Below are 23,397 nucleotides of genomic sequence, written 5' to 3'. Positions count from 1 at the left end.
CACCAAAATGTCCGACACGAATTCCCCGCTAAGCCTGAACAACCTTGAAATGTCTGAAAAGGCCAAACCGCTGTTGAATGCAGTTATCAAACACATCCGCGAAAACGTCGATCCGATGTCAGAAGAATACTACCGCCTCGGCGAAGGCCGCGAAAACCGCTGGTCCCACACCGACGGCCAGATGAAACTGATGAACGCTGCAAAGCAAAAGGCACGCGATGCCGGGCTGTGGAACTTCTTTCTCCCCAATGCGGAAACCGGTGAAGGTCTGTCCAATCTGGATTATGCCTATATCGCCGCTGAATTGGGAAAGAACCCCCTGGCATCCGAGACCCTGAACTGCTCCGCGCCTGATACCGGCAACATGGAAGTCCTCGAACGCGTCGGCACGCCCGAGCAAAAGGAAAAATGGCTCAAGCCGCTGCTGGCTGGTGAAATCCGCTCGGCCTTTGCCATGACCGAGCCGGATGTCGCTTCGTCTGATGCCAAGAACATTGGCATGACCGCCGTGCTGGAAAACGGTGAATGGGTGATGAACGGCGAAAAGTATTACATTTCCGGTGCGGGCGATCCCCGCTGCAAGATCATGATCGTAATGGTCAAGACCTCTCCTGATGCGGAACCTTTCCGCCAGCAGTCACAGATCCTGGTACCGATGGACACGCCTGGCGTTGAAATCCTTGGCCCGATGCATGTCTTTGGCCACGACGATGCACCGCACGGACATATGCATATCAAGTTCGAAAATGTTCGCGTGCCCGAAGCGAACATGCTCTGGGGTGAGGGCCGAGGCTTCGAAATCTCTCAGGTCCGCCTTGGACCGGGCCGCATCCACCACTGCATGCGTTCTATCGGGCAGGCCGAAAAGGCACTGGACCTGATGATTGACCGGGGGTTGAACCGCGTGGCCTTTGGCAAGAAGATCGTCGATCTTGGTAAGAACATGGAAACCATTTCGCGCGCCAAAATCGAAATTGAATCGATGCGCTTGCTGGTGTTGAAAGCTGCCAAGGCAATGGATGTCCTGGGCAACAAAGAGGCCCGCATCTGGGTCAGCATGATCAAGGCCAAGGTACCGGAACAGGTCTGTGACATCATCGATCAGGCAATGCAGGTTCATGGTGCAACAGGCATCAGTCAATGGTCTCCGCTGTCGGGCATGTATGCCCAACAACGCACCTTGCGATATGCGGATGGTCCCGATGAGGTTCACCACCACGTCATCGCCCGCCACGAAGTGCAGACCTACAAGGACAGTAATTCCCGCCAGGACGCCATCAAGGCCGACACCCAGGCGCGTGGTGCCGGCGGATTCATGGGATGAGACTGTTTGATCTGACCGGCAAGGTGGCGCTGTTGACCGGCGCATCCAAAGGCATGGGGTTGGCGATGGCGACCGCCATGGCCGAACACGGTGCAACGGTGGTGATTTCTGCGCGCAAGCAGGACCAACTCGACATCGCGGCAGAGGGCATCAATGCCCTCGGCAAGGGACGCGCCCATGGCGTGGCCTGCAATGTGGGCTATAAGGACCAGCTCCAGGCACTGGTCGATAAAACCCATGAACTGGCTGGCCCAATTGATGTGGTGATTGGCAATGCGGGGGTGAACCCATACTTTGGAAAAACCTCCGAAATACCCGATGACGCCTATCAGAAAACCATGAACGCCAATGTGCAATCCAACCTCTGGCTGGCCCAGATGGTCGCACCGGACATGGTGGCAAAGGGCGCAGGGTCAATGGTCTTTACTTCATCCATAGGGGCATTCAAACCCTCCGTGATGCTGGGGACTTATGGGATGTCGAAACTGGCGCTGATCGGTTTGGTACGGAACTTGGCAGAAGAATTTGGCCCAGACGGTTTACGTTTCAACGCAATATGCCCCGGTCTTGTGAAAACCGAATTCGCCCGCGAACTCTGGGACAATCCCGAAGTCGCCAAACGCATCGAAAACGAAATCCCGCTGCGTCGATTGGGTGAACCGGATGATTTTGCCGGCCTCGCCGTCTTTCTGGCCTCCGACGCCAGTAGATACATGACCGGACAGGCGTTGACCGTCTGTGGCGGGTCCAACATGTGGACATGAAGCAATGGAAATAAGAGACAAGATATGTGTCGTTACCGGTGCAGCGAGCGGCATCGGGCGCGCCCTTTGTATCGCGTTCAAGGATGCCGGTGCCAAGGAAGTCATCTGTGTCGATGTAAATGGCGAAGGGGCCGCAGAAACTGCGGAAAGCACTGGCGGTGCGGCCTATACTGTTGATGTCGCGGATGAGGCGCAGATCATCAAGATGATCGATAGTGTTGAACGCGACGTTGGTCCGATTGATTTATTCTGGTCGAATGCTGGCATCGCCGTCGGGGGCGGGATGGAAACCCCCAACAGCGAATGGCAACGTACATGGAATATCAATGTGATGGCCCATGTTTGGGCAGCCCGTCATTTGGTGCCTTTGATGGCGGCACGGGGTGGTGGCTATCTGCTCAACACCGCTTCGGCGGCTGGGTTGCTGAACCAGATCGGGTCCGCGTCCTACGGGGTTACCAAACACGCCGCCGTTGGTCTGGCCGAATGGATCGCACTGAGCCATGGTGACGAGGGCATCAAGGTCTCTGTCCTCTGCCCGCAGGCCGTGCGTACTGAAATGACCCGCGGGCATGAAGACCATGTCGCCGCTATCAACGGCATGATGGAACCAGAACCGGTTGCACAGATTTGCCTGGAGGCGATCCGCGATGAAACCTTCCTGATTTTGCCACATGAAGAAGTGCGCGAATACATGAAGAACAAAACCAATGACTATGACCGCTGGATCGGTGGTATGCGCAAGCTGAACCGCAAGTTCAGCGACAAGAAAATGTAAGCAAGGAACCTGACATGATCGGCTATACCACCATCGGCGTTTCAGACATGGAACGTGCCAAGACATTTTACACCGGGCTGTTTGCAACGCAGGGCGCGAAAGTTGTGACCGACATGGGCCGCATTGCCTTTATCGGTTGCAAGAAAGGCGAACCGATGTTGGCGGTTTGCGAACCCTATGACAAACAGGCACCTGCACCCGGCAATGGTACCATGATCGCGTTTCCCGCAGCCACCAAGGAAGAGGCAACCGCGCTATATGCCCTTGCACTGGAACTGGGTGCAACGGATGACGGCGAACCGGGGCAGCGCATTCCCGACCGGTTCTATGGTGCCTATGTGCGCGACCCGGACGGTAACAAACTGTGCTTTTTTGTGTTTGGTTAAGGCAAATCCGCAGCTTTGTTACAGTCAGGTGACCAGTAGGCCGCCTAGTCCTTTTTGTGCAAGGGGCGCATCAACCCTTCCTGGGCAACACTCGCTACCATCTGGCCATTCTGGTTATAAATCGAACCGCGGTTGAACCCCCGCGCACCGCCTGTCCAGGGCGCATCGAGATCATACAGATGCCAGTCGGCGAATTCGATCGGCGCATGAAACCACATCGCGTGATCAAGGCTTGCTGTCATGACCTTGCCCTGAAACCAAGTCAGCCCATGCGGACGCAGCGATGAACCGAGCAAATTCATGTCCGACGCATAGGCCAGGAGACAATGTTGCATCTGCGCGTCCTGACCTTTGGCAGCTTCCATTCGGAACCATAGCTGATTCATATCGTCAGCCGGTTCCGGTGCAAAGAAATCACGCGGCGCGACCTCGCGCAGTTCAATTGGGCGCTGGCGCATGAAATCGGCATGGTACTTTTCAGGAATTTTATCGACAAAGGATGCCCGTAATTCGTCGCGGTTTGGCCAGTCTTCGGGGGCACCGACATCTTTCATTGGATGTTGATAATCCCAACCATCCTCAACCACGTGAAACGATGCAGACATGTTGAAGATCTGTTTCCCATGCTGAATTGCGACCACCCTGCGGGTCGTGAAACTGCCCCCATCGCGGGCGCGGTCCACCTGATAGATCACCGGAATCTTCGGATCACCGGGGCGGATGAAATAAGCATGCAACGAATGGCACAGACGATCCGGCACCGTGCGGTAGGCCGCCATCAATGATTGTGCAATAACGTGCCCACCAAAGATGCGTGTTGTTGTCTCCCCTCCGCCGCCGACACCTCGAAACAGGTCTACCTCAAGCTGTTCAATATCCAGCAGGTGCAGCAGTTCTTCGGCAGGTGTCATGATGGTTGTCATCGTTAAGGCCCTCAGGCGATGGCCCGTGCATCTGCATAGGCGATAAAGAAATCAAAACTGTCGGGGTTGGCCATACTGTCGCGGTTGACCACCGTAGCGGGATCACCGCCAAGCAACAGCTTTTTCACCGGAACTTCAAGCTTCTTGCCAGACAGGGTCCGGGGCACGCCAGAAATCTGTACGATCTCGTTCGGCACAAACCGCGCCGAGACTTGCGTCCGGATGGCTGCGATGATCTCTTCTTTGTGGGCCTGATCAAGTGTCACACCTGCTGCCGGCACCACAAAAAGCGGCATGAAACTCTCGCGGCCCAGGAACTCCAGATCCACAACAAGAGAATCCATAACCCAGTCCAATCCCTCGACCGCTTGATAGATCTCGGCACTGCCAAGCCGCAGGCCTTTGCGGTTGATCGTGGCATCCGAACGACCGTAGATCACGCTTGAACCGGTTTCATCTATCGCAATCCAGTCACCATGGCGCCAGACCCCCGGGTAATCGGCAAAATAGCTGTCAAATAAACGACTACCATCCTCATCCCCCCAGAAATACAGAGGCATGGAAGGCAAGGGCTCAGTACATACCAATTCTCCGACCTCACCGAAAAGCTCCTGCCCTTGCGCATCAAAGGACCGTACGGCATTGCCAAGGGCACGGCACTGCATCTCGCCCGCGCGCACCGACATACCGGGATGGCCGAGTACAAAAGCACCGGCCAGATCAGTACCACCTGAAATTGGGGCGAGCCATTGGTCCGCCTTCACATCGCGGTAAATCCAGTCATAGGTATCCGCCGACAGAGGCGAACCTGTCGAACCTGTCGACCGCAGGGCCGACAGGTCCACATCCCTCCCCGGTTTGATTCCGGCTTTCATGCAACTGCTGAAATAGGCAGCGCCAGCGCCGAAAAAGGTTAACCGTTCGTTTGCCACAAAACGCCAGATCACGCCAAAGTCGGGAAAATTCGGTGCGCCGTCGAAAATTGCCACGGTCGCCCCCTGCCCCAGCGCCATCCATTGTGAATTCCACATGATCCAACCCGAGGAGGTCAGCCAACAATAGCGATCCTTTGCACGAACATCGTGGTGCAGGGATTGTTTGCAGGATTCCAGAATGATCCCACCGTGACCATGCACAATAGGTTTCGGGTTGCCCGTGGTCCCCGACGAATAAACGATCCAAAGCGGATGCTCGAAGGGTACCTGCACAATGTCGAGCGCCACCTCATCCTGCGTCAGCGCGCGCCAATCCACATGACCATCCGGTAATTCACCAACCACAGGCAATGTTACAAATTGCACCACACTTGGCAGGCTTGCGCCGATCTCGGCCAAGACCTTGCGACGGTCCACGGTTTTGCCACTGTGTATATAGCCGTCCTGGGCGATCAACACTTTGGGGGCGATTTGCCGAAACCGGTCAAGAATCGCCACATGCCCCATATCAGGCGCGCACAACGACCAGACCGCACCGATGCTGACAGTAGCCAGAAAGGCAATTAGCGCTGTTTGAGTGTTCGGCAAGATGGCAACAACCCGATCCCCCTGTTTCACACCCATGCCACGCAGATGCGCCGCAACGCTGGCAACCTGACCACGCAAGTCACCCCATGTCATTTCGTGCCGATCAAAGGTTTCAGATTGAACAATTATCGCCGGGAGATCTTCACGGTGCTCTGCATGTTTCAGCACGTTCTCGGCATAGTTCAACATGCCGCCCGTGCCCCATTCCATGTCAGGCATCTGGCGTTTTACCAACAATTTCTTTGGTCGCACCGATGCGCGAATGTCAAAGAAATCCCAAATCGCGTTCCAGAATCCTTCCAGATCATCAACACTCCAACGCCACATGGCATTGTAATCGTCAAAGGTCAGACCCCTGTTTTCCTCCACGAAGCGTTCAAACTCGGCCATGGTAGATGCGTCATATCGCGCCGATGTCGGTGTCCAAAGTACCTTGCTGCTCATAATAATGCTCCATGTACCAATGCCTTGAGTTCAGCGCGAGCGGGATAGGAACTACTGGGGGCAAGTTGCGTGAAGAACAGGACCGACAGATCGTGTACCGGATCGATCCAAAAGAAGGTCGAGGCCATGCCTCCCCAGCTGAAATCACCAACTGACCCCGGCACACCCGCACGGGCGGGATCAAGCACGACAGCGCCGCCGATGCCGAACCCCATACCATGCATCGGTTGCTCAGCAAAACTGCTTGGCCCCATGGATGCAATGTCACCCGTCAGATGATTGCACATCATAAAACCAAGCGAATGACGCGAAACTAAGCTGTGACCCCCTGATCGCAAGGCTTCTGCGAATTTGGCATAATCATCAATCGTGCCAACCAATCCGCCGCCGCCTGAATGCATCTGCGTTCCAAGAAAGGGTGACTCCGCAGCCCGGTCCGTCAGACGCAGTGTTTCATTTGATTTCTGAGAGGCGTTCAAATCAAACGAGTTTCCCGCCAATGGTGTATACAGCGCGGCAAATCGGTCCCGCCCGCCTTCGGACACCGTAAACCGCGTTTCACTCATGCCCAACGGCACAAAGATCTCGGCTTCCAGAAACGCTGCAAGCGTCTGGCCCGTAACCACCTCGATCACGCGTCCGATGATGTCGATGCCAACGGAATATTCCCAGCGCGAGCCGGGTCTGAAGGCAAGCGGAAGTGCCGCAACCTGATTCACCATATCAACCAATTTGCCCTTGCCGGGCCCAAAGACCAGATCATCCGCCTGCATCGCTTGCGGCAAAACACCTGGATTGAACGGATAACTCAACCCTGAAGTATGGGTCAGCAATTGATGCAGGGTCGGGACTGTACAAACTTCGGTCTGTGCAATGTCGGTCGCATCAGGCAACAGGCATCTTGTGTCGGCAAAAGCCGGAATGAAGGCCGAAACCGGCGCATCCAGATGCACGATGCCACGTTCGACCAACATCATCAATGCCAGTGAAGTCAGCGGTTTTGTCATCGAATAAAGACGCACAATCGTATCTCGCTGCCAAGGCAAGCCAGAGGCAACATCACGCAGACCTTTTTCCGAATAGAATACCTCCTGGCCATGCTGAGTAATCAGAGCAGAGCAACCTGCATAGAGCTGACGATCCACATAGGATTGCATCCAGGTTGAAATCCGGTCCAACCGTGCGGTGTCAAAGCTGCCCATGCCGGCCCTCATCTGTCAGGTGACTATACTTCCAGCCATTCCTTGCGGACGTCTTCGCGCTGTTTAAGCTCGGCGGGGGTGCCTTCAAAAACCACCTGCCCATGACCCATAACGTAAACACGATGCGCGATGTCCATGGCAATCGACAGTTTTTGTTCCACCAGCAAGGTTGAAATACCCTTTTCGGCAATTGCTTGTAGCACCTCAGCCACCTTTTGCACCATCTGCGGACTAAGCCCTTCAGTCGGTTCGTCGATCATCACAAAATCGGGATCGCCCATCAGCGTCCGACACATGGTGAGCATCTGCTGTTCACCGCCCGACAACACCGAAGCTTCAACATCTGCGCGGCGGTCAAGGTTTTCGAACATCTCGAACATGGCCTGCATCGACCAGCGGCCCGCACCATCCTTTTGCCCGGGCTTCAGGCCCAGTGTCAGGTTCTGGCGCGTTGTCAGGCCCGGAAAAATATCACGGTTTTCAGGCACATATCCGATCCCCATATTGGCGATTTCAAAGGCCTTTTTTCCGGCAATCTCCTGTCCCTTGAATTTGACAGATCCATGCGGGGAAACTTCGCCCATGATCGCCTTGCAGGTCGTTGAACGGCCTACGCCGTTCCGGCCCAAAAGCGCAACAATCTCGCCTTCCTGCACGTTCATCGTCACGCCCTGCAGGATGTGCGACTTGCCATAATAGGCGTGCATGTCGTTGACTTCGATCAATGTTCTGCCTCCAGTGCCGCGCCCAGATAGGCTTCTTGAACTTTCGGGTCCGCCCGGACGAGTTCGGGTGTATTCGTTGCGATGATCTCGCCATAGACAAGCACGGAGATGCGGTCAGCCAGGCCAAAGACAACCCCCATATCATGTTCGACCATAATCAGCGTCTTGCCCTCTGTGACCTTAAGAACCAGATCGGTAATGTAATCCGTTTCCGAATGGCTCATCCCGGCTGTCGGTTCGTCCAACATGATCACATCCGCACCACCGGCGATGGTGATCCCGATCTCAAGCGCGCGCTGCTCCGCATAGCTGAGCGTCCCGGCAGGCAGGTTGCGCCGTTCAAGCAGGTTGATCTGGTCAAGAATTGCTTCCGCACCTTCGGTCAAACTGTGCGAGCGGGCGACAAGATGCCAAAATGAATACCTGTACCCCTGTGCCCACAGCAACGCACAGCGAACGTTTTCAAACACTGTCATCGCGGGGAAAATATTCGTGATCTGGAAAGACCGCGAGAGCCCCTTGCGGTTGATTTGATAGGGTTCCAGCCCGGCCAGGTCTTCGCCGTGCAGCTTTACCGTACCAGACGTCGGCGGAAACCGTGCAGTGATCAGGTTGAACAACGTTGATTTTCCCGCGCCATTCGGGCCAATGATCGCATGGCGTTCGGCCTTCCCAATCGACAGATCGATGCCCCGAATGATCTCGGCTTTGCCAAAGCTCTTCTTTAGGCCTTTCAGCTCAAGTGCTGGTGTGCTCATGATGCACCTCCTGGCGTATTGGCTTCGTCCCAGGCTTCTTTCATTGCGGGTGCCGTAGCTCTGGCGATGCCAATGCCGAACAGAGCAACCGCCGCGGCGATAATCCAGGGCAGAATTGAGTGACTGTCAAAGGTGGTCCAGAACAGGGTCATTTCAGTGTCACCCGTCGCCCCGTGCCGATAATGGAATATCATCTCGATCAGCGCACAAATTCCAAGAATGCCAATCGCCGCCGGCACCAGTGTCTTGATATATGGCACGACCAGACCGCCTGCCTTGCCCAGCTTGTAGGCTGGAACATGCATCATCATCAGACCAGCCAGCCCTCCCGGAAAGAACATCACCGTAGCAAGGAACAGCGCACCAACATAAATCGCCCAAAGCTCTGTCTGCAGACCCAGAACGGTTTGCAGCAAAGTAAAGGCAATCGCGCCAATGATCGGCCCAAAGAAAAAGCCGACACCCCCCAGAAACGTCACCAACAGGATCACACCCGAAGAGGCCGCGTTCAGATTCTCTTCGGTCAGGATTTCATAGCTGATAGCGAAAAGACCACCCGCAATGCCACAAAAGAAACCGGAAGCACAAAAGCTGTAAAACCGCACCCAACGTGCAGAATACCCAAGGAACTGCGCACGTTCAGGGTTGTCGCGTACGGCATTGGCCATGCGCCCAACGGGCGTGCGCGAAAACAGATACATCAACAGCGCCGACAACATCAGCCAAAAGGAAATCAGATAATAGACTTCAATCTGTTTGAGGAATTCGACACCGAAAAACGGCAGACCATAGGTACGATCACCCGAGATACCCTCTTCGCCACCAAAGAAGGCGACAATAATCACCGAACAGGCCGCAATCAGTTCACCAACACCCAGAGAGATCATAGCAAACCGTGTGCCCGCCCCGGAGGTCGAAAACGATCCGATCAACATTGCAAAACCCATCCCGAACAGGCCGCCGAACAGTGGCAACAAAGGCAGCGGAAAGGCCAAGCCATAGTCTTCGATATAATTCATCAAGTGCATGCAGAAAAAACCGCCAAGTCCCATATAGACCGCATGACCAAAGGACAGCATACCGCCCTGCCCCAGCAACATGTTATAGGCCAGCGCAAAGATCACCGTGATCCACATCTGATTCATGATCGTCAGGGCAGAATTAGACGTAAAAATAAAGGGCATGACCAGCAACGCTAAGGCCGCAATTATCCACGGACCAACCGTCAGGCTCAATGAGCCTGCACGCATCCGTTCTGCTGGTCTACTGGGGTCTGTTGTAATCTGATCGGTCATGATTCACGCTTTCCGAATAGCCCCGCGGGGCGGAAAATCAGGATCAGCACCATCAGGATATAAGGCAGAATATCTGCTATCTGCGGACTGGTGATGGACCAGAGATCGCGGAAAATGTTTTCAGACATGTTTTCAGGTGTGCTGATTCCGATTCCGTTAAGGATGTCTGACATCAGGATATTGTACGACTTTGCAAAGGTCGTGATCCATCCGATGAGCAGAGAGGCCACAAGCGCACCCCATAGGCTACCAAGGCCGCCAATCACGATTGTCACAAAAACGATGGAGCCAAGCACAAAGGCCATACCCGGAAAGGTGCCGAGAACCGGACCGGCAATGACACCGGCCACGCCCGCCAGTGCCGTACCAACGCCAAAGACCCCCATAAAGATCAGTGGCACATTATGCCCCAGAGACTCGACCGTGCGTGGATAGCTGAGGGCCGCTTGAATGATCATACCGACCCGCGTCTTGGTCAGGACATACAGCAGTCCGATGAAGATCGAGATCGAGATAAAGATCATGAAAATCTTGTATGCCGGAATTGAATTGCCCGCGATTGCGAAGGCGGTGAAATTCAACACTTCGGGAACATCGTAGGGCATCTGGTTCTTGCCCCACAAGAACTGCACCAGTTCTTCGATCAACAGCGCCAGACCAAAGGTAAAGATCAGTTCGGGCACATGCCCGTATTGGTGAACCCGCCTGAGCCCGTAACGTTCAACACCTGCACCCAACACGCCGACGATCAGCGGCGCAAGCAATAGGCCCATCCAGAAACCCAGCGCAACGCTGATCTGGTACGCGAAATAGGCCCCCAGCATGTAAAAACTGGCGTGGGCGAAATTGAGAACACCCATCATTGAGAAGATCAGCGTCAGGCCCGCCGAAAGCATGAACAACAGCAATCCGGTTACAAGCCCGTCGATTATGTTGACGAGGATGAGTTCCATCGGTCCCCCAAAGGGTAAGCAAAGTTAAGAAGAAAGTGGCCCGCCCGGCGCCTTGCCGGGCAGGCCCTCAAGCTGCCTTTACGGGCGCTTCATCTTACAGGTTGTCGGACTATCCATCGCGGCCATTTCGACGGTGGATTCGGTCAAAACGCCGTAACCGGAGTTATCATAGTCAAACTCAATATTCTCATCGGTATGCACGCCGACGTTCATGTCCTGAATCAACTGGTGGTCCTGTGGACGCATGAACAGCTTACCGCCCCACATGCTGTCATATTCCATACCCTCAAGCTCGTTGGCAACTGCAACAACATCATCTGCAGTACCTGCCGCTTCGATAGCCGTTTTCAGCATGCCGATCACGTTAAAGATACGGCTTTGATCGATGTTGCCATCCGGATATTTTTCTTTGAAGGCCTTATATGTAGCCCGTGCTTCTTCGGTCGCAATCGGGTTGATGCCACCTTGCGAAATCAGACGCACACGGCCTTTTGCGCTTTCGCCGAATGCCGCTGTCATACCGGAACCAGCCGCGTAATAGGTATAGATCGGACCGTCAAAGCCGTTTTCGATAACCGATTTGCCAAGGCCCAGCATATCTGCACCCCAGTTACCGGTAATGATGGCATCCGCGCCCGAAGCCACGATCTTGCGGGAATAGGGGGTAAAGTCCTTGACCTTGCCGATCGGGTGCAACTCGTTACCGACAATCTCGACGTCGGGGCGTTTTGCTGACAGATTTTCAACCGCTGAGGCCGCCACCGCCTTGCCGAATGAATAATCCTGACCAATGATATAGACCTTCTTCATGGTCTCATCCTGGGCCATGACATCTGTCAAAGCGTCCATTTTGATGTCTGCATTCGCATCAAAGCGGAAATGCCAGAAATTACACTTGTCGTTGGTCAGTGCCGGATCAACCGCAGCGTAGTTCAGAAACAAGACTCGGCTGTCTGGATTACGCTTGTTGTGCTTTTCCACTGCTTCCGTAATCGCATTCGCGACACCGGAAGAGTTGCCCTGAACCACATAGCGGATTCCCTGATCAATCGCGACCTGAAGCTGGATCAGAGATTCTTTCGGGCTCATCTTGTTATCGAAACTTACGACTTCAAAATTCGTACCGCCCAGAACACCGCCTTTTTGATTGACCATATAATCGGCAGCAAATTCGAACTGGTGCGAGCCGTTTGTGCCTGTGCTGGCGAACGGGCCGGACAGCGGATCAATAAAGGCGATCTTGATGTTTTCAGCAAAAGCAGCCGATGCGCCAATGATCAATGACAGCGCGGAAGCCGCGCCGAGTTTCGTAAACTTTTTCATGTTTTCCTCCCTAAGGTGAGCCATGCCCCATTCGCATATTTTGAGGGTCTTGGGCTATTCGGAAAGAGTTGCAGAACCCCTGTCAATGTCAAGGCCACAGGCAGAGTGTAACCCGGCGTAACTTTTGCGATCCACTGCATTGTCCTTGGCTACCGGGCACTGATCACCTTTGAACCCCCTTAACAATAACCTCCGTGCTACTATTTGATATATAATAGATTTTTCCGGTATCTGCTTCGCAATCGGACGTCGTAAATTGCGACATCCTGCTGGTTTTGGAAATCCAAACAACCTGTCAGAACGATCCGCATTTTTTGAAAAAACCGGAGTCGAAATCAGTTCGGTCTGAAGGTTACAAATATCAATTTGTTCCGCCAGGCGAAACTGATCTCCGCAGTCACTATGGCGTTGCGCCGGTCGAGAGTATTTTCGCGGCCTTGATCAAGCGCGGACCATAGACTGTCTCAAGCTGTTTTGGTTTGACCCGAAAGGATGGCCCACCTGCGTTCAGCCCGTACACCCGTGTGCCCCCCAGTGAAAAAACCGGCACGGCGACACCGTTCACATCAGAACGCCATGACCCGTACCCGGTGCAAAACCCCTTTGCCTCAAAAACAGCACGGGCATCTGCAAATCGCGCACGACCTTCGGCTTCGATTGCCGGATCCTTGCGCCGCGCCGTTTCAAAAACCCTGTCGCGCGCGTCATCGCTCATGCCAACCAGGATCGCCTGCCCGATGGCCGAATGGAACACAGGCAACCTCGTGCCCACACGAATAGCCAGCGATACACCCTCATGCGAATTGCAGGTTGCCACATAGATCACATCAAGCTGGTGCAATTCACCCAACGCCACCGTGATATAGGAATTTGGCCCATCTCGAAGCTGCGCCATTTCATGTTCCGCACGATCGCTGATGTCCATCGCAGACAAGACGCTGAACCCGAGGTTCAGGACGCCCGCCCCCAAACGATATGTCCCGGCACGGGCATCCGGTACCAGATATTCCAGTTCAACCAAGGTGTGGGTCAACCGCGAGATTGTCGCCTTTGGCAGCCCTGTCCGTTCCGAGAAATCGGAGTTGGTCAACGACACTTCACCAATCTGAAAACAGCGCAGCAGTTCAAGACCGCGCGCGAGTGCCGTGACGAAATTGCGGTCTTTGCTGTCGTGCAGATCATCCATCATGCAATTACCCGCGTCGCAAGGCTTCGAGCCCGTGCTGCGCAAAAACCGGAACGAATTCGCCCAGTTTCATTGCCCTTTCGGGGTTGGAGGCATTCCCGTCAAGACCGCGCTTCAATACCCCTTGAATGATCCCGGCCATTCTAAAAAAACAAAAACCAAGGTAGTAGCCAAAATTGTCGATGCCTTTCAGCCCACGCCGTGCACAATATTGAGCGACAAATTCGGCATCTGACGGCAGCCCCAGTGCAGCCCGGTCCAGTCCGCCCATTCCACGCCCTTCGGTGCCCGATGGTAACTGCCATTGCATGATGACCGCAGCGAGATCGGCAAAAGGATGTCCGATTGTCGACAGCTCCCAGTCCAGTACAGCCCTACAATCCGTTGTCTCTGCGTCAAAGATCATGTTGTCCAAACGATAGTCACCATGCACCAGTGTGCGCTGCCCATCGTCTTCGGGTTGCGCTTCTACCAATTCGATCATCAGCGCATCCATCGCCGGATTGCTTTGCGTTTCTGAGGCCTTGTACTGCTTTGACCAGCGGGCCACCTGACGTTCGAAGTAATTCCCTTCCGGACCGTAATCAGCCAATCCGACTGCATTTATGTCAACCTCGTGCAATGCGGCCAGAACGCGGTTCATATCATCAATCACACCGGTGCGAACCGCGGGTGTCAGACCGGGCATTTCAGGTTCGTTGAAGTTGCGCCCCGGCACATGGTCCATGATATAAAACATTGATCCGATCACCGCGTCGTCTTCACACAGCAGATGCATCTTGCTGACCGGGACATCACTGCCCGCCAGTGCCTTTTGCACGCGGAATTCCCGATCCACCGCATGGGCAGATTTCAACAGAACGCCCGGCGGTTTACGTCGCAAGACATAATTATGTGCAGGTGTCTTCAGCATGAATGTCGGGTTCGACTGACCTGTCTGGAACTTGCTCACCTGCATCGGCCCTTCAAAACCGGGCAGATGCTCCTTGAGATATGCCGCAACTGCCGCTTCATCGAGTGTTTGTGTATCTACGCTCATTTACCTACCCTTTAGCTGTAGCTTAGCAGTGCTGCGCCATCTGGAGTCATAAAATGCGGAGTCGCATTGAACTCGCTCAGTGAATATCGCGCTCCCTTGAACATGAAACGGGTCATGGCGGTATTCTTGATCTGCAAATTCAACTCCATCATATGCCGCTTGTTTGCGCCCATCGCCGCTCTCGTCATCTGTCCGATCACCCCACCGGATGAGATCACCAGCACCCGCTTCGCGTCGGTATCGCAGGCAAAGGCCCGCGCCGCCTCGACCCGCGCCATAAAGTCGAGAAAGCTCTCGGATGCGCCGTCAAATGCCGCGTCCTGCCATTCAAAAACCGTTTCACGCAGACTGCGAAAATGGGTCTTACGGTCGCCTTTGACCAAAGCGGGGATGTCCCCCTTGAATCGCGCCTTCAGCAAATCGGCGAAATCGTATTCATCAAATCCTGCGTGCTCCTCGGCACCTTCGGTAAACCCCATCGAGAACAGGGTGTCCTTTTGCCGCCGCAAGGTGCCCGTCACCAACCTGTCCGGTACCCAATCGAGGTCGCGCAGCAGCATGCCAACAGCTTTGGCCTGTCGATGCCCCAGATCAGACAATACATCATAGTCGTCATGCCCGAATGATGCCTGTCCGTGGCGAATGACAAGAAGTTCTGCCACCTAGGAAAACTCCGCTGCCAATTTCTTGCCCGCCGCGAAATATTCATCCGCCATCCGGTCCACAATCACATGGGCAGGTTCAACCGATTTGACCGCACCGATGCCCTGCCCCGAGCCCCAGATGGTTTTCCACGCTTTCGGCTTTTCCCGATCATTTCCGAAATTCATCGACGATGCATCCGCTTGCGGCAGGTTGTCCGGGTCCATGCCCGCGTTTTCAACGGATCCTTTCAGGTAGTTTCCCCAAACCCCGGTAAACAGAGACGAATAAACAATATCCTCTGCGCCGCTTTCAACGATCATATCCTTATAGGCCTGCGCGGCGTTTGCCTCATGCGTCGCAATGAACGGCGATCCGGTATAGCCAAGATCCGCTCCGATTGCCCGCGCACCCAAAAGAGAGGCACCCGTCGCAATCGCACCGGACAAGGCGATGGGACCGTCAAACCATTCACGAATTTCACGCACCAAAGCAAAGGGCGATTGCTGCCCTGCATGCCCGCCCGCACCGGCGGCAACAGCAACCAGACCATCCGCGCCCTTTTCAATCGCTTTTCGGGCAAATCGATTGTTGATGATGTCATGCATCACAATCCCGCCACAGGAATGTGCCGCCTCGTTCACTTCAACCCGCGCGCCCAGGCTTGTGATCCAGATTGGCACCTCATGTTTGACGCATATTTCCAGATCTCTCTCCAGTCGTGCATTCGAACGGTGCACAATCTGGTTCACCGCATAGGGGGCTGCCGGATGATCAGGGTTTGCCTGATTATGACGGTCCAGCGCTTCCTTGATCTCGGTCAACCAGGTGTCGAGCAGCGGATGTTCACCCTCGCTTTCCCGTGCGTTCAGCGCAGGAAAAGACCCGACAATCCCTGCCTTGCATTGGGCGATCACCAGTTCGGGGACTGAGATGATGAACAACGGGGAGGCAATCAACGGAATGCGCAGACCTTGCAGCGCCTTGGGAAGATGTGAATCGTCGCGGGCCATAGCACCTCCAGATACATTCATGTTAACCGTCAGGGGGCGGCTGAACCCGCCCCTCTTGTTCGCGAATTGCAAGGTTTACAAAACCTCAAACAGGCCCGCAGCACCCATGCCACCGCCGACACACATGGTACAGACAACGTATTTCGCACCGCGCCGCTTGCCCTCGATCAGCGCATGACCAACCATGCGTGCGCCGGACATGCCATAAGGGTGCCCAATAGAAATCGCGCCGCCGTTCACGTTGAGCAACTCATCAGGAATACCCAGCACGTCACGTGACTGAATCACCTGCACCGCAAAAGCTTCGTTAAGCTCCCACAACCCGATGTCATCCATCTTCAACCCATGCGCCTTCAAAAGCGGTGGCACCGCATAGATCGGGCCAATGCCCATTTCGTCCGGTTCGCATCCTGCTGCCATGACACCGATGTAACGGCCCAGCGGTTCAAGCCCAGCCTTCTCAGCCGCTTTCGCCTCCATCACAACGCTGGCCGACGCTCCGTCCGAAAGCTGCGATGCATTTCCGGCGGTGATGAACTTACCCTCTTTGATGTGGATCCCGTCCTTGTGTACCGGTTTCAGTCCGGCAAGGCTCTCTGCCGTGGTACCAGGGCGGTTGCCCTCGTCCTTTTCCAGCGTGACCTCGTGATGTGAGATTTCCTTGGTCTCACGGTCCTGTATCAACATCGTGCTGGCCAGCGGCACGATCTCGTCATCGAACCGGCCTGCTTGCTGCGCTTGGTGGGTCAACTCCTGTGAGCGCGCTGCATATTCGTCCTGCCGCTCTCGGCTGACGCTATAGCGCTCGGCCACAGTCTCGGCAGTTTCCAGCATAGCCATGTAGATTTCGGGCTTGTGTTCCGTCAACCATTTGTCGGCTTTCACACGCATCTCAGGCGTCTGTACCATCGAGATAGATTCGACACCGCCACCAACAACAACTTCCATCCCGTCCATGACAACTTGTTTCGCCGCTGTGGCGATTGCCATCATACCGCTTGCGCATTGGCGATCCAAAGACATCCCCGCCACGGAAACCGGCAAACCAGCCCGAACCGCCGCCTGCCGCGCAATATTGCCTGCACTATGGCCCTGCTGCAAAGCGGCACCAAGGATCACGTCCTGTACCAATGCCGGATCAACCTTTGCGCGTTCGACCGCATGTTTGATGGCATGAGCTGCCAGCGCCTGTGGTGTGGTGTTGTTGAATGCTCCGCGATAGGCTTTGCCAATCGGAGTCCGCGCTGTCGAAACGATTACTGCATCACGCATGGGTTTTCTCCTTGAAATCCATCATTGCCAATCCAGCTTCAGGCCACGTGCCCTGGCTGCATTGAGGGCGTACTTTTTGGTCTGGCTAAACGCATCCTGCAGATTTTCCTGACCGTCAGGATCGTTTATTTCTTTGAATCGTGCGGCAATCTCTTCAGGTGTATTGGCATCATCCAGGAGTGTAATGCCTTGAGTTTCATAAACCCGCGTCTGGGCAAAGCTGCCCGCGCCTGCGCCCATGATGAACCTGCTCGGCGCGTCTTCACTTACCAGATACAACAAACCCGGCGTGATGGTTTCCGGTGACAACAGCGCCGCTGCTTCGGGTGGCAACAACTCTTCGGTCATCCGTGTTGCCGCCGTGGGGGCCAGCATATTGACGCGAATATTGTCCCGTGCGCCTTCCAGATGAAGCACGTTCATCAATCCCATCATCGCGGCTTTTGCCGCACCATAGTTGGACTGGCCGAAATTCCCGTAAAGCCCCGATCCCGAAGTGGTAAAGACGATCCTGCCGTATTTCTGTTCCCGCATGATCGGCCAACAGGCATGCGCCACATTGGCGGATCCAATGAGATGCACATCGACAACTTTGCGAAAATCGGACATCTCCATCTTGGCAAATGTCTTGTCGCGCAGAATGCCGGCGTTGTTCACGGCAATATCAACACGGCCCCAGGCGCGCATCGCCTGAGCCACCATATCTTTCACACCGGCCTCGTCAGACACATCACAACCGTGGGCGATCGCGTCACCATCCATCGCCTTGATCTCGGCGACAACTGCTTCGGCGGCTGCGGAAGACGATCCGGTGCCATCACGGGACACCCCAAGGTCGTTCACCACGATTTTTGCACCACGCGCCGCAAGGCCCAAGGCATGCGCCCGACCCAGACCTGTACCCGCACCGGTGACAATCGCCACCCGATCTTCAAATGATATAGTAGCCATCAGTGCAGCGCCTGTTCAAAAATGTTAGGTCCCGACATGACATTGATGCCACCGGACACAGGTACCACGGACCCCGTGACATAGGCACCGCCGCGCCCGCAAAGGAACAGAATGCAGCCTGCAATATCCTCGTCGCGCCCCACACGTTTAAGCGGCACATCCGCGCCAACCTTGTTGCGCATCTCTGCATCATGGGTGGCAAATGCTGTCATCTTCGACACAAACGGCCCCGGCGCCAGAGCATTGACCGTCACGGCCTGACCCGCCAGTTCCTTGCCCAGAATGCGCGTCATGTGATGCACCGCAGCCTTGGACATGGAGTAGGAGTAGGCACCATCACCCATTTCGCGCTCCCCCATGACAGAGCCGACGTTAACCACACGTGCCGGATCATCCACCGACCCACCGGCGATCAGCATCGGTAGCAATTTTTGAGTCAGGTCAAACATCCCCGCCACATTCACATTCATTACCTTTTCCCATGCCGCATGGGGAAATTGTCCCAAAGGTGCACCCCAGGTGATACCGGCGTTGTTCATCAGAATGTCCAGCTTTTCTGTCCGCTCCTTTACTGCCGCAACCAATGCGTCAACACCGGCTTCTGAACCGACATCACCGGCAAATCCGATTGCCTTGCCCGAGGCACCGAGGGCATTCAATTCTGCGGCCCCCGCCTCGCAGGCCTCGCCCTTGCGCGAAGCCATCAACACCGTTGCACCCGCACGCACAAATGCCTCACAGGCCATCCGCCCAATACCTGTTGCACCACCAGTGACCAAAGCCACCTTGCCGTCCAAACCGAACAAAGTCTGAATATCCATTTTAGAATCCTCTCGCCGCAGCGACCTTTTCAGCGTGGTAGGAATAATCCCCCAGCCATTCTGCACCCACACGGGCACGCTTCATATAAAATCCCATATCATAGGCGTCGGTCATGCCGATACCGCCATGCATCTGCACACCCTCCATGACGGCCAGCTTTGCAGTATCAGTTGCCCGCGCCTTGGCCAAAGAGACTGCCAGTTCTGCATTTTCCGGATCATGGTCCAGCATCCGACCAGCATTGAGGATAGCCGAGGCCGTCACCTCGATCTCGCACCACAGATGGGCGGCGCGGTGCTGCAACGCCTGGAAGCGCCCGATCTCGACTCCAAACTGCTTGCGTTCCTTCAGATAGTCCACCGTCATGCCGAAAGCGCCGCTTGTCAGCCCTGCCATCTCGGCGGCAAGTGCCGCCTGCCCTGCCTGCAATGCAGGTTTCAGCACCTTCATTGCGTGATCCACAGCACCCAGCACATCCTCGCCAGTGGCCTCGACATTCTGAAAGGTGATACGCGCCGCGTCACGGGCATCGATCATGTTTGACGCAACCCGTTCGATCCCCGCACGTTCTGCAGGAATATCAAACACGGTCAGCCCGTTTTCAGTTCGGGCAAGAACCAACAACCGGTCAGCCAAAGCGCCATCAACAACAAATTGTTTCTTGCCATTCAGACGAAAACCATTGCCATCGGCCCGCGCCTCCATTGCCGTTGCGTCCGGGTCAAACTTGACCCCCTCATCGACCGCCAAAGCATAGGTCACTTGACCCAATGCGATACGTGACAAAGCATCTTTCGCCCGCTTGTCGGAAACCTGACGCAACGCCGTCGCAGCAATGACTGCTGTCGACAGAAACGGGGACACTGCCAACGTCTTGCCCAATTCACGCGCGATAATATTGGTCGCTGCGAACCCCATATCGGATCCGCCAGCGTCTTCAGGCACCAGCACACCAGCCCAGCCCATATCAGCCATTTCCTGCCACAGCGCCTTGTCGTAGGTGTGGCCGGCATCCCGCATTTCGCGGAACCTTGAAACAGGAGCCGCCCCGTCCAGAAACCCCCGCGCCATATCAGCCAGCATTTTCTCTTCTTCGGTCATCACCAATTTCTTCATGCTGGCAACCCCAGAACCCGTCGTGACACGATCGACAACATCACTTCGGATGTGCCGCCCTCAATCGAATTCGCCTTGGTGCGCAGCCAATCACCGGCGCGATTGCCCAAAGGTCCATCCCATTCCAACGCGTCTGACCCCCCCGCAGACATCATCAACTCATGACGTTGCTTGTTCAACTCTGTGCCCGTGTATTTCAACATCGCGGATGCATCACCGGCCCCCTGCCCTGCTTCGGACTGGTCCTTGTAGCGTTCCAGAGTCAGGCCGATCGCCAGTGCATCGATTTCGCACCGCATCGCATCTGCCCGTGTGGTTGCGTCCAGCGTTTCCATCGTATCAGATAGAACTGCCCCCAGCGCGCGACCACCACCGGACAGTCCGGCACCACCGCCCGAAATCATCTCGCGTTCGTGGGTCAATAAATATTTCGCAACATCCCAACCGCGGTTTTCCTCGCCTACAATCTGGTGTTTCGGTATTTTCGCATCGGTAAAGAACGTCTCGCAAAACGGCGAAATGCCCGAAATCATCTTGATCGGTCGTGTTTCAACGCCCGTTTGATCCATGTCGCACAACAGGAACGAAATCCCCTTGTGCTTGGGGGCATTCCTGTCGGTCCTGACCAGTGCAAAAATCCAATCGGCCTTGTCTGCATAAGAGGTCCAGATCTTTTGCCCGTTGACCAACCAATGATCGCCCTTGTCCTCACCCCTGGTCTGCACATTCGCAAGGTCCGAACCCGCCCCGGGCTCCGAATAGCCCTGACACCAGCGCACCTCGCCCCGGGCAATCGGCGGCAGATAATGCAGTTTTTGCTCATGCGATCCAAAGTGCAACAATGCCGGGCCTAACATCCAAATGCCAAAGGACTGCAAAGGCGAACGTGCATTGATGGCGCTCATTTCTTCGTGGAACACTTTTTCCCGGGTGCGATCCAATCCGGCACCACCATATTCCACCGGCCAGGTTGGCACAGTGTATCCTTTGGCCGCGCATCGCTCCAACCAGACCTTTTGCGCGTTGCTGGTAAACACCCAATCCTTACCGCCCCAACAAATGCTGTCTTCGCCCAACCCACCGTCACGCATTTCACCCGGACAGTTCATCTCAAGCCAGTCGCGCAATTCGGCACGGAATTCTTCCGGGGTGTTTACGGTCATCTTCAAATTCCTCCCATGGGACGTCACGTCAATTTGCGGACATCAATTCCGCTGTGCAGAATGGCGGACCGAATTGCGATTGACAAGTCACGACGCCACGTCCCACCCTTGAACACAACAAAACGGGAGAGATCAAATGAAAGCGATGCTTAGCAAGGAAGTTGGTGGGCCGGAAACTCTGGTTCTTGAAGAACGACCCATGCCGGAACCCGACAAGACCCAGGTTCGAATAAAGGTGCATGCCGCTGGCGTTAATTTTCCCGATACATTGATCATCCGCGATATGTACCAGATGAAACCACCACGCCCTTTTGCGCCGGGTGGCGAAATTGCAGGCATCGTCGATGCCGTGGGCGAAAATATCAACGGGCTAAAGGTCGGCGATCGGGTGTTGGGCATGTCCGGATTTGGTGGCTTTGCAACCCATGTGGTTCTGGACGGCATGAAAGTTGTCAAAATCCCGGATGAGATGCCTTTTGACGAAGCGGCATGTTTCATGCTGACCTACGGGACCTCCTGTCATGCGTTGAAAGATCGCGCAACAGTGTTACAGGGGGAAACCTTGCTGATCCTTGGCGCAGCGGGGGGCGTAGGCGCGGCAGCTATCGAACTGGGCAAGGCAGCAGGTGCCAAGGTGATTGCCGCTGTTTCCTCGGAAGAAAAAGCCCAGTTTTGTCGCGATCTCGGGGCCGATCAAACCCTGATCTATGCACGCGACATGTCCGACCGTGCTGCACAAAAGGCATTTTCGTCCCAGATCAAGGAACTGTCGGGCGAAGATGGCGCCGATGTGATCTATGATGCTGTCGGCGGCGACTATGCCGAGCCCGCACTGCGCGCCATGGCCTGGAACGGCCGCTACCTTGTGGTAGGATTTCCCGCTGGCATCCCGAAAATTCCGCTTAATCTGACTTTGCTCAAAGGGTGCCAGATCGTGGGCGTTTTCTGGGGCGCACATACGATGCACGAACCGGGAAAACATGCTGAAAACATTCGCGACCTGTTCAAACTCTATGCAGCGGGCATGATCAAACCACGCATCTCTGCACGCTATCCACTGGAAAAAGCCGGCGATGCATTACAATTGCTTTCAGACCGCAAGGTGCTGGGTAAAGTCGTTGTAACAATGTCCTAACCGGAAAGGTGCGACACATCATTGAATCCACGCACAATCATCTGATCGCCCTGCACTACCAGCCGCGAGATAGAGCCGTTCGCCGCCCCACTAAAGGCGAAACCGCGCGCGCCCGTAGCAATCGCAAGGGCCGCACCGACGACGCCGCCATGTACGACGACCGCCACCATTTCATCCGGGTGCGCGGCAGCAATCCGCATCAGACCGGTGCGGACACGGGCATGCAACTGCGCCGTCGTTTCTGCACCGGGCAGCTCACCCCATTCATGTTTGGCCCGAGCGCGCAGAATCGCAGGATCGTTCGATGCGGCGCGAAACCGGAATTCGCCACCGTCCCAATCCCCCAAAAACACCTCGCGCAGGTCTCGTTCGACCTGGGGCACCAGTCCCAGGTGCCGCGCCAGGGGGGCTGCCGTTTGCTGGGTGCGCTGCATGTTCGTCACGTAAATCGCCCTTATAGGCTCTGTTTTCAAACGTTCGCCAAGGGCGACGGCCTGCTCCTCTCCGTCACGATGCAGCACCGGATCACCCTGCCCGTCAACCAAAGGGAAGCTCTCGCCGCGCACGGCTGCCTGGGTCTCCCCATGCCGGATAAGCAACAAATCCGCCGCTCCCTTAGGCGGCGTGAACCTATGCTGTCTCGCTTCCTTCATCGCTTTT

General features: G+C 55.4%; 23 protein-coding genes. 5 read left to right on the top strand and 18 right to left on the bottom strand.

The window, feature by feature from the left end; genetic code table 11:
- Positions 1–7: 7 nt before the first annotated feature.
- The 4 genes from OS190_RS19185 to OS190_RS19170 are packed head-to-tail and all read left to right on the top strand — an operon-like array spanning position 8 to position 3,252.
- A complete protein-coding gene (locus OS190_RS19185; protein WP_267160317.1) occupies positions 8–1,324 on the top strand; it encodes an acyl-CoA dehydrogenase family protein in 1,317 nt (438 codons plus the stop codon).
- Entirely contained in the window at positions 1,321–2,088 is a 768-nt protein-coding gene (locus OS190_RS19180; RefSeq protein WP_267160316.1) for an SDR family NAD(P)-dependent oxidoreductase, read from the top strand. Before OS190_RS19185 ends, OS190_RS19180 begins: the two co-directional genes overlap by 4 nt.
- Positions 2,089–2,092: 4 nt before the next feature.
- Positions 2,093–2,866 (top strand): SDR family oxidoreductase, encoded by a 774-nt coding sequence (locus OS190_RS19175; RefSeq protein ID WP_267160315.1) that lies wholly within the window; start codon positions 2,093–2,095, stop codon positions 2,864–2,866.
- 14 nt (positions 2,867–2,880) lie between these two features.
- A complete protein-coding gene (locus OS190_RS19170) occupies positions 2,881–3,252 on the top strand; it encodes a VOC family protein (RefSeq protein WP_267160314.1) in 372 nt (123 codons plus the stop codon).
- 44 nt (positions 3,253–3,296) lie between these two features.
- Here OS190_RS19170 and OS190_RS19165 read toward each other — a convergent pair whose 3' ends face one another.
- From OS190_RS19165 to OS190_RS19085, 17 genes are all read right to left on the bottom strand, one after another.
- Complete coding sequence (locus OS190_RS19165) at positions 3,297–4,163, bottom strand: acyl-CoA thioesterase (RefSeq protein WP_416237427.1); 867 nt, start codon at positions 4,161–4,163, stop codon at positions 3,297–3,299.
- Positions 4,164–4,186: 23 nt separating this feature from the next.
- Positions 4,187–6,142, bottom strand: a complete 1,956-nt coding sequence (locus OS190_RS19160; protein WP_267160312.1) for an acetoacetate--CoA ligase — start codon at positions 6,140–6,142, stop codon at positions 4,187–4,189.
- Positions 6,139–7,344, bottom strand: coding sequence for a serine hydrolase domain-containing protein (locus OS190_RS19155; protein ID WP_267160311.1), 1,206 nt, complete (start codon positions 7,342–7,344; stop codon positions 6,139–6,141). The genes OS190_RS19160 and OS190_RS19155 overlap by 4 nt, the downstream gene beginning before the upstream one ends.
- 23 nt (positions 7,345–7,367) lie before the next feature.
- Positions 7,368–8,051, bottom strand: coding sequence for an ABC transporter ATP-binding protein (locus OS190_RS19150; protein WP_323370741.1), 684 nt, complete (start codon positions 8,049–8,051; stop codon positions 7,368–7,370).
- Positions 8,052–8,065: 14 nt separating this feature from the next.
- Positions 8,066–8,827, bottom strand: a complete 762-nt coding sequence (locus tag OS190_RS19145) for an ABC transporter ATP-binding protein (RefSeq protein ID WP_267160309.1) — start codon at positions 8,825–8,827, stop codon at positions 8,066–8,068.
- Entirely contained in the window at positions 8,824–10,122 is a 1,299-nt protein-coding gene (locus OS190_RS19140; RefSeq protein ID WP_267160308.1) for a branched-chain amino acid ABC transporter permease, read from the bottom strand. The genes OS190_RS19145 and OS190_RS19140 overlap by 4 nt, the downstream gene beginning before the upstream one ends.
- Positions 10,119–11,075 carry a branched-chain amino acid ABC transporter permease gene (locus tag OS190_RS19135; RefSeq protein WP_267160307.1) on the bottom strand — a complete coding sequence of 319 codons (957 nt, stop codon included), beginning with the start codon at positions 11,073–11,075 and terminating at the stop codon, positions 10,119–10,121. Before OS190_RS19135 ends, OS190_RS19140 begins: the two co-directional genes overlap by 4 nt.
- Before the next feature lie 78 nt (positions 11,076–11,153).
- Positions 11,154–12,398, bottom strand: coding sequence for a branched-chain amino acid ABC transporter substrate-binding protein (locus OS190_RS19130; RefSeq protein WP_267160306.1), 1,245 nt, complete (start codon positions 12,396–12,398; stop codon positions 11,154–11,156).
- A gap of 400 nt (positions 12,399–12,798) precedes the next feature.
- On the bottom strand, positions 12,799–13,587 hold the full coding sequence (locus OS190_RS19125) for an IclR family transcriptional regulator (protein ID WP_323370740.1): 789 nt from the start codon (positions 13,585–13,587) through the stop codon (positions 12,799–12,801).
- A gap of 4 nt (positions 13,588–13,591) precedes the next feature.
- Complete coding sequence (locus OS190_RS19120) at positions 13,592–14,623, bottom strand: phosphotransferase family protein (protein ID WP_267160305.1); 1,032 nt, start codon at positions 14,621–14,623, stop codon at positions 13,592–13,594.
- An 11-nt stretch (positions 14,624–14,634) separates the two neighbouring features.
- The gene (locus OS190_RS19115) at positions 14,635–15,285 is read right to left on the bottom strand and encodes a histidine phosphatase family protein (RefSeq protein ID WP_267160304.1); all 651 of its coding nucleotides are present in this window, start codon (positions 15,283–15,285) and stop codon (positions 14,635–14,637) included.
- Positions 15,286–16,278, bottom strand: a complete 993-nt coding sequence (locus OS190_RS19110) for an NAD(P)H-dependent flavin oxidoreductase (protein ID WP_267160303.1) — start codon at positions 16,276–16,278, stop codon at positions 15,286–15,288.
- Between the two features lie 75 nt (positions 16,279–16,353).
- Positions 16,354–17,550, bottom strand: a complete 1,197-nt coding sequence (locus OS190_RS19105) for an acetyl-CoA C-acyltransferase (RefSeq protein ID WP_267160302.1) — start codon at positions 17,548–17,550, stop codon at positions 16,354–16,356.
- Between the two features lie 21 nt (positions 17,551–17,571).
- The gene (locus OS190_RS19100; RefSeq protein ID WP_267160301.1) at positions 17,572–18,501 is read right to left on the bottom strand and encodes an SDR family NAD(P)-dependent oxidoreductase; all 930 of its coding nucleotides are present in this window, start codon (positions 18,499–18,501) and stop codon (positions 17,572–17,574) included.
- Positions 18,501–19,322 (bottom strand): SDR family NAD(P)-dependent oxidoreductase, encoded by an 822-nt coding sequence (locus OS190_RS19095; RefSeq protein ID WP_267160300.1) that lies wholly within the window; start codon positions 19,320–19,322, stop codon positions 18,501–18,503. The genes OS190_RS19100 and OS190_RS19095 overlap by 1 nt, the downstream gene beginning before the upstream one ends.
- A 1-nt stretch (position 19,323) precedes the next feature.
- Positions 19,324–20,439: an acyl-CoA dehydrogenase family protein gene (locus OS190_RS19090; protein WP_267160299.1), complete on the bottom strand. Its 1,116-nt coding sequence runs from the start codon at positions 20,437–20,439 to the stop codon at positions 19,324–19,326.
- Positions 20,436–21,602, bottom strand: coding sequence for an acyl-CoA dehydrogenase family protein (locus OS190_RS19085; RefSeq protein ID WP_267160298.1), 1,167 nt, complete (start codon positions 21,600–21,602; stop codon positions 20,436–20,438). Before OS190_RS19085 ends, OS190_RS19090 begins: the two co-directional genes overlap by 4 nt.
- A gap of 136 nt (positions 21,603–21,738) precedes the next feature.
- On the opposite strand from OS190_RS19085, the gene OS190_RS19080 reads away from it, so the two are divergent.
- Entirely contained in the window at positions 21,739–22,737 is a 999-nt protein-coding gene (locus OS190_RS19080; RefSeq protein ID WP_267160297.1) for an NADPH:quinone oxidoreductase family protein, read from the top strand.
- On the opposite strand, the gene OS190_RS19075 is transcribed toward OS190_RS19080, so the two are convergent.
- Complete coding sequence (locus tag OS190_RS19075; RefSeq protein WP_267160296.1) at positions 22,734–23,390, bottom strand: histidine phosphatase family protein; 657 nt, start codon at positions 23,388–23,390, stop codon at positions 22,734–22,736. The two genes, OS190_RS19080 and OS190_RS19075, sit on opposite strands and share 4 nt — an antisense overlap.
- Positions 23,391–23,397 lie beyond the last annotated feature (7 nt).

This window comes from Sulfitobacter sp. F26204 (assembly GCF_026410305.1).
Taxonomy (GTDB): domain Bacteria; phylum Pseudomonadota; class Alphaproteobacteria; order Rhodobacterales; family Rhodobacteraceae; genus Sulfitobacter.
Note: the sequence above shows the minus strand (reverse complement) of the source record. Positions and strands in the feature narration are given on the sequence as shown.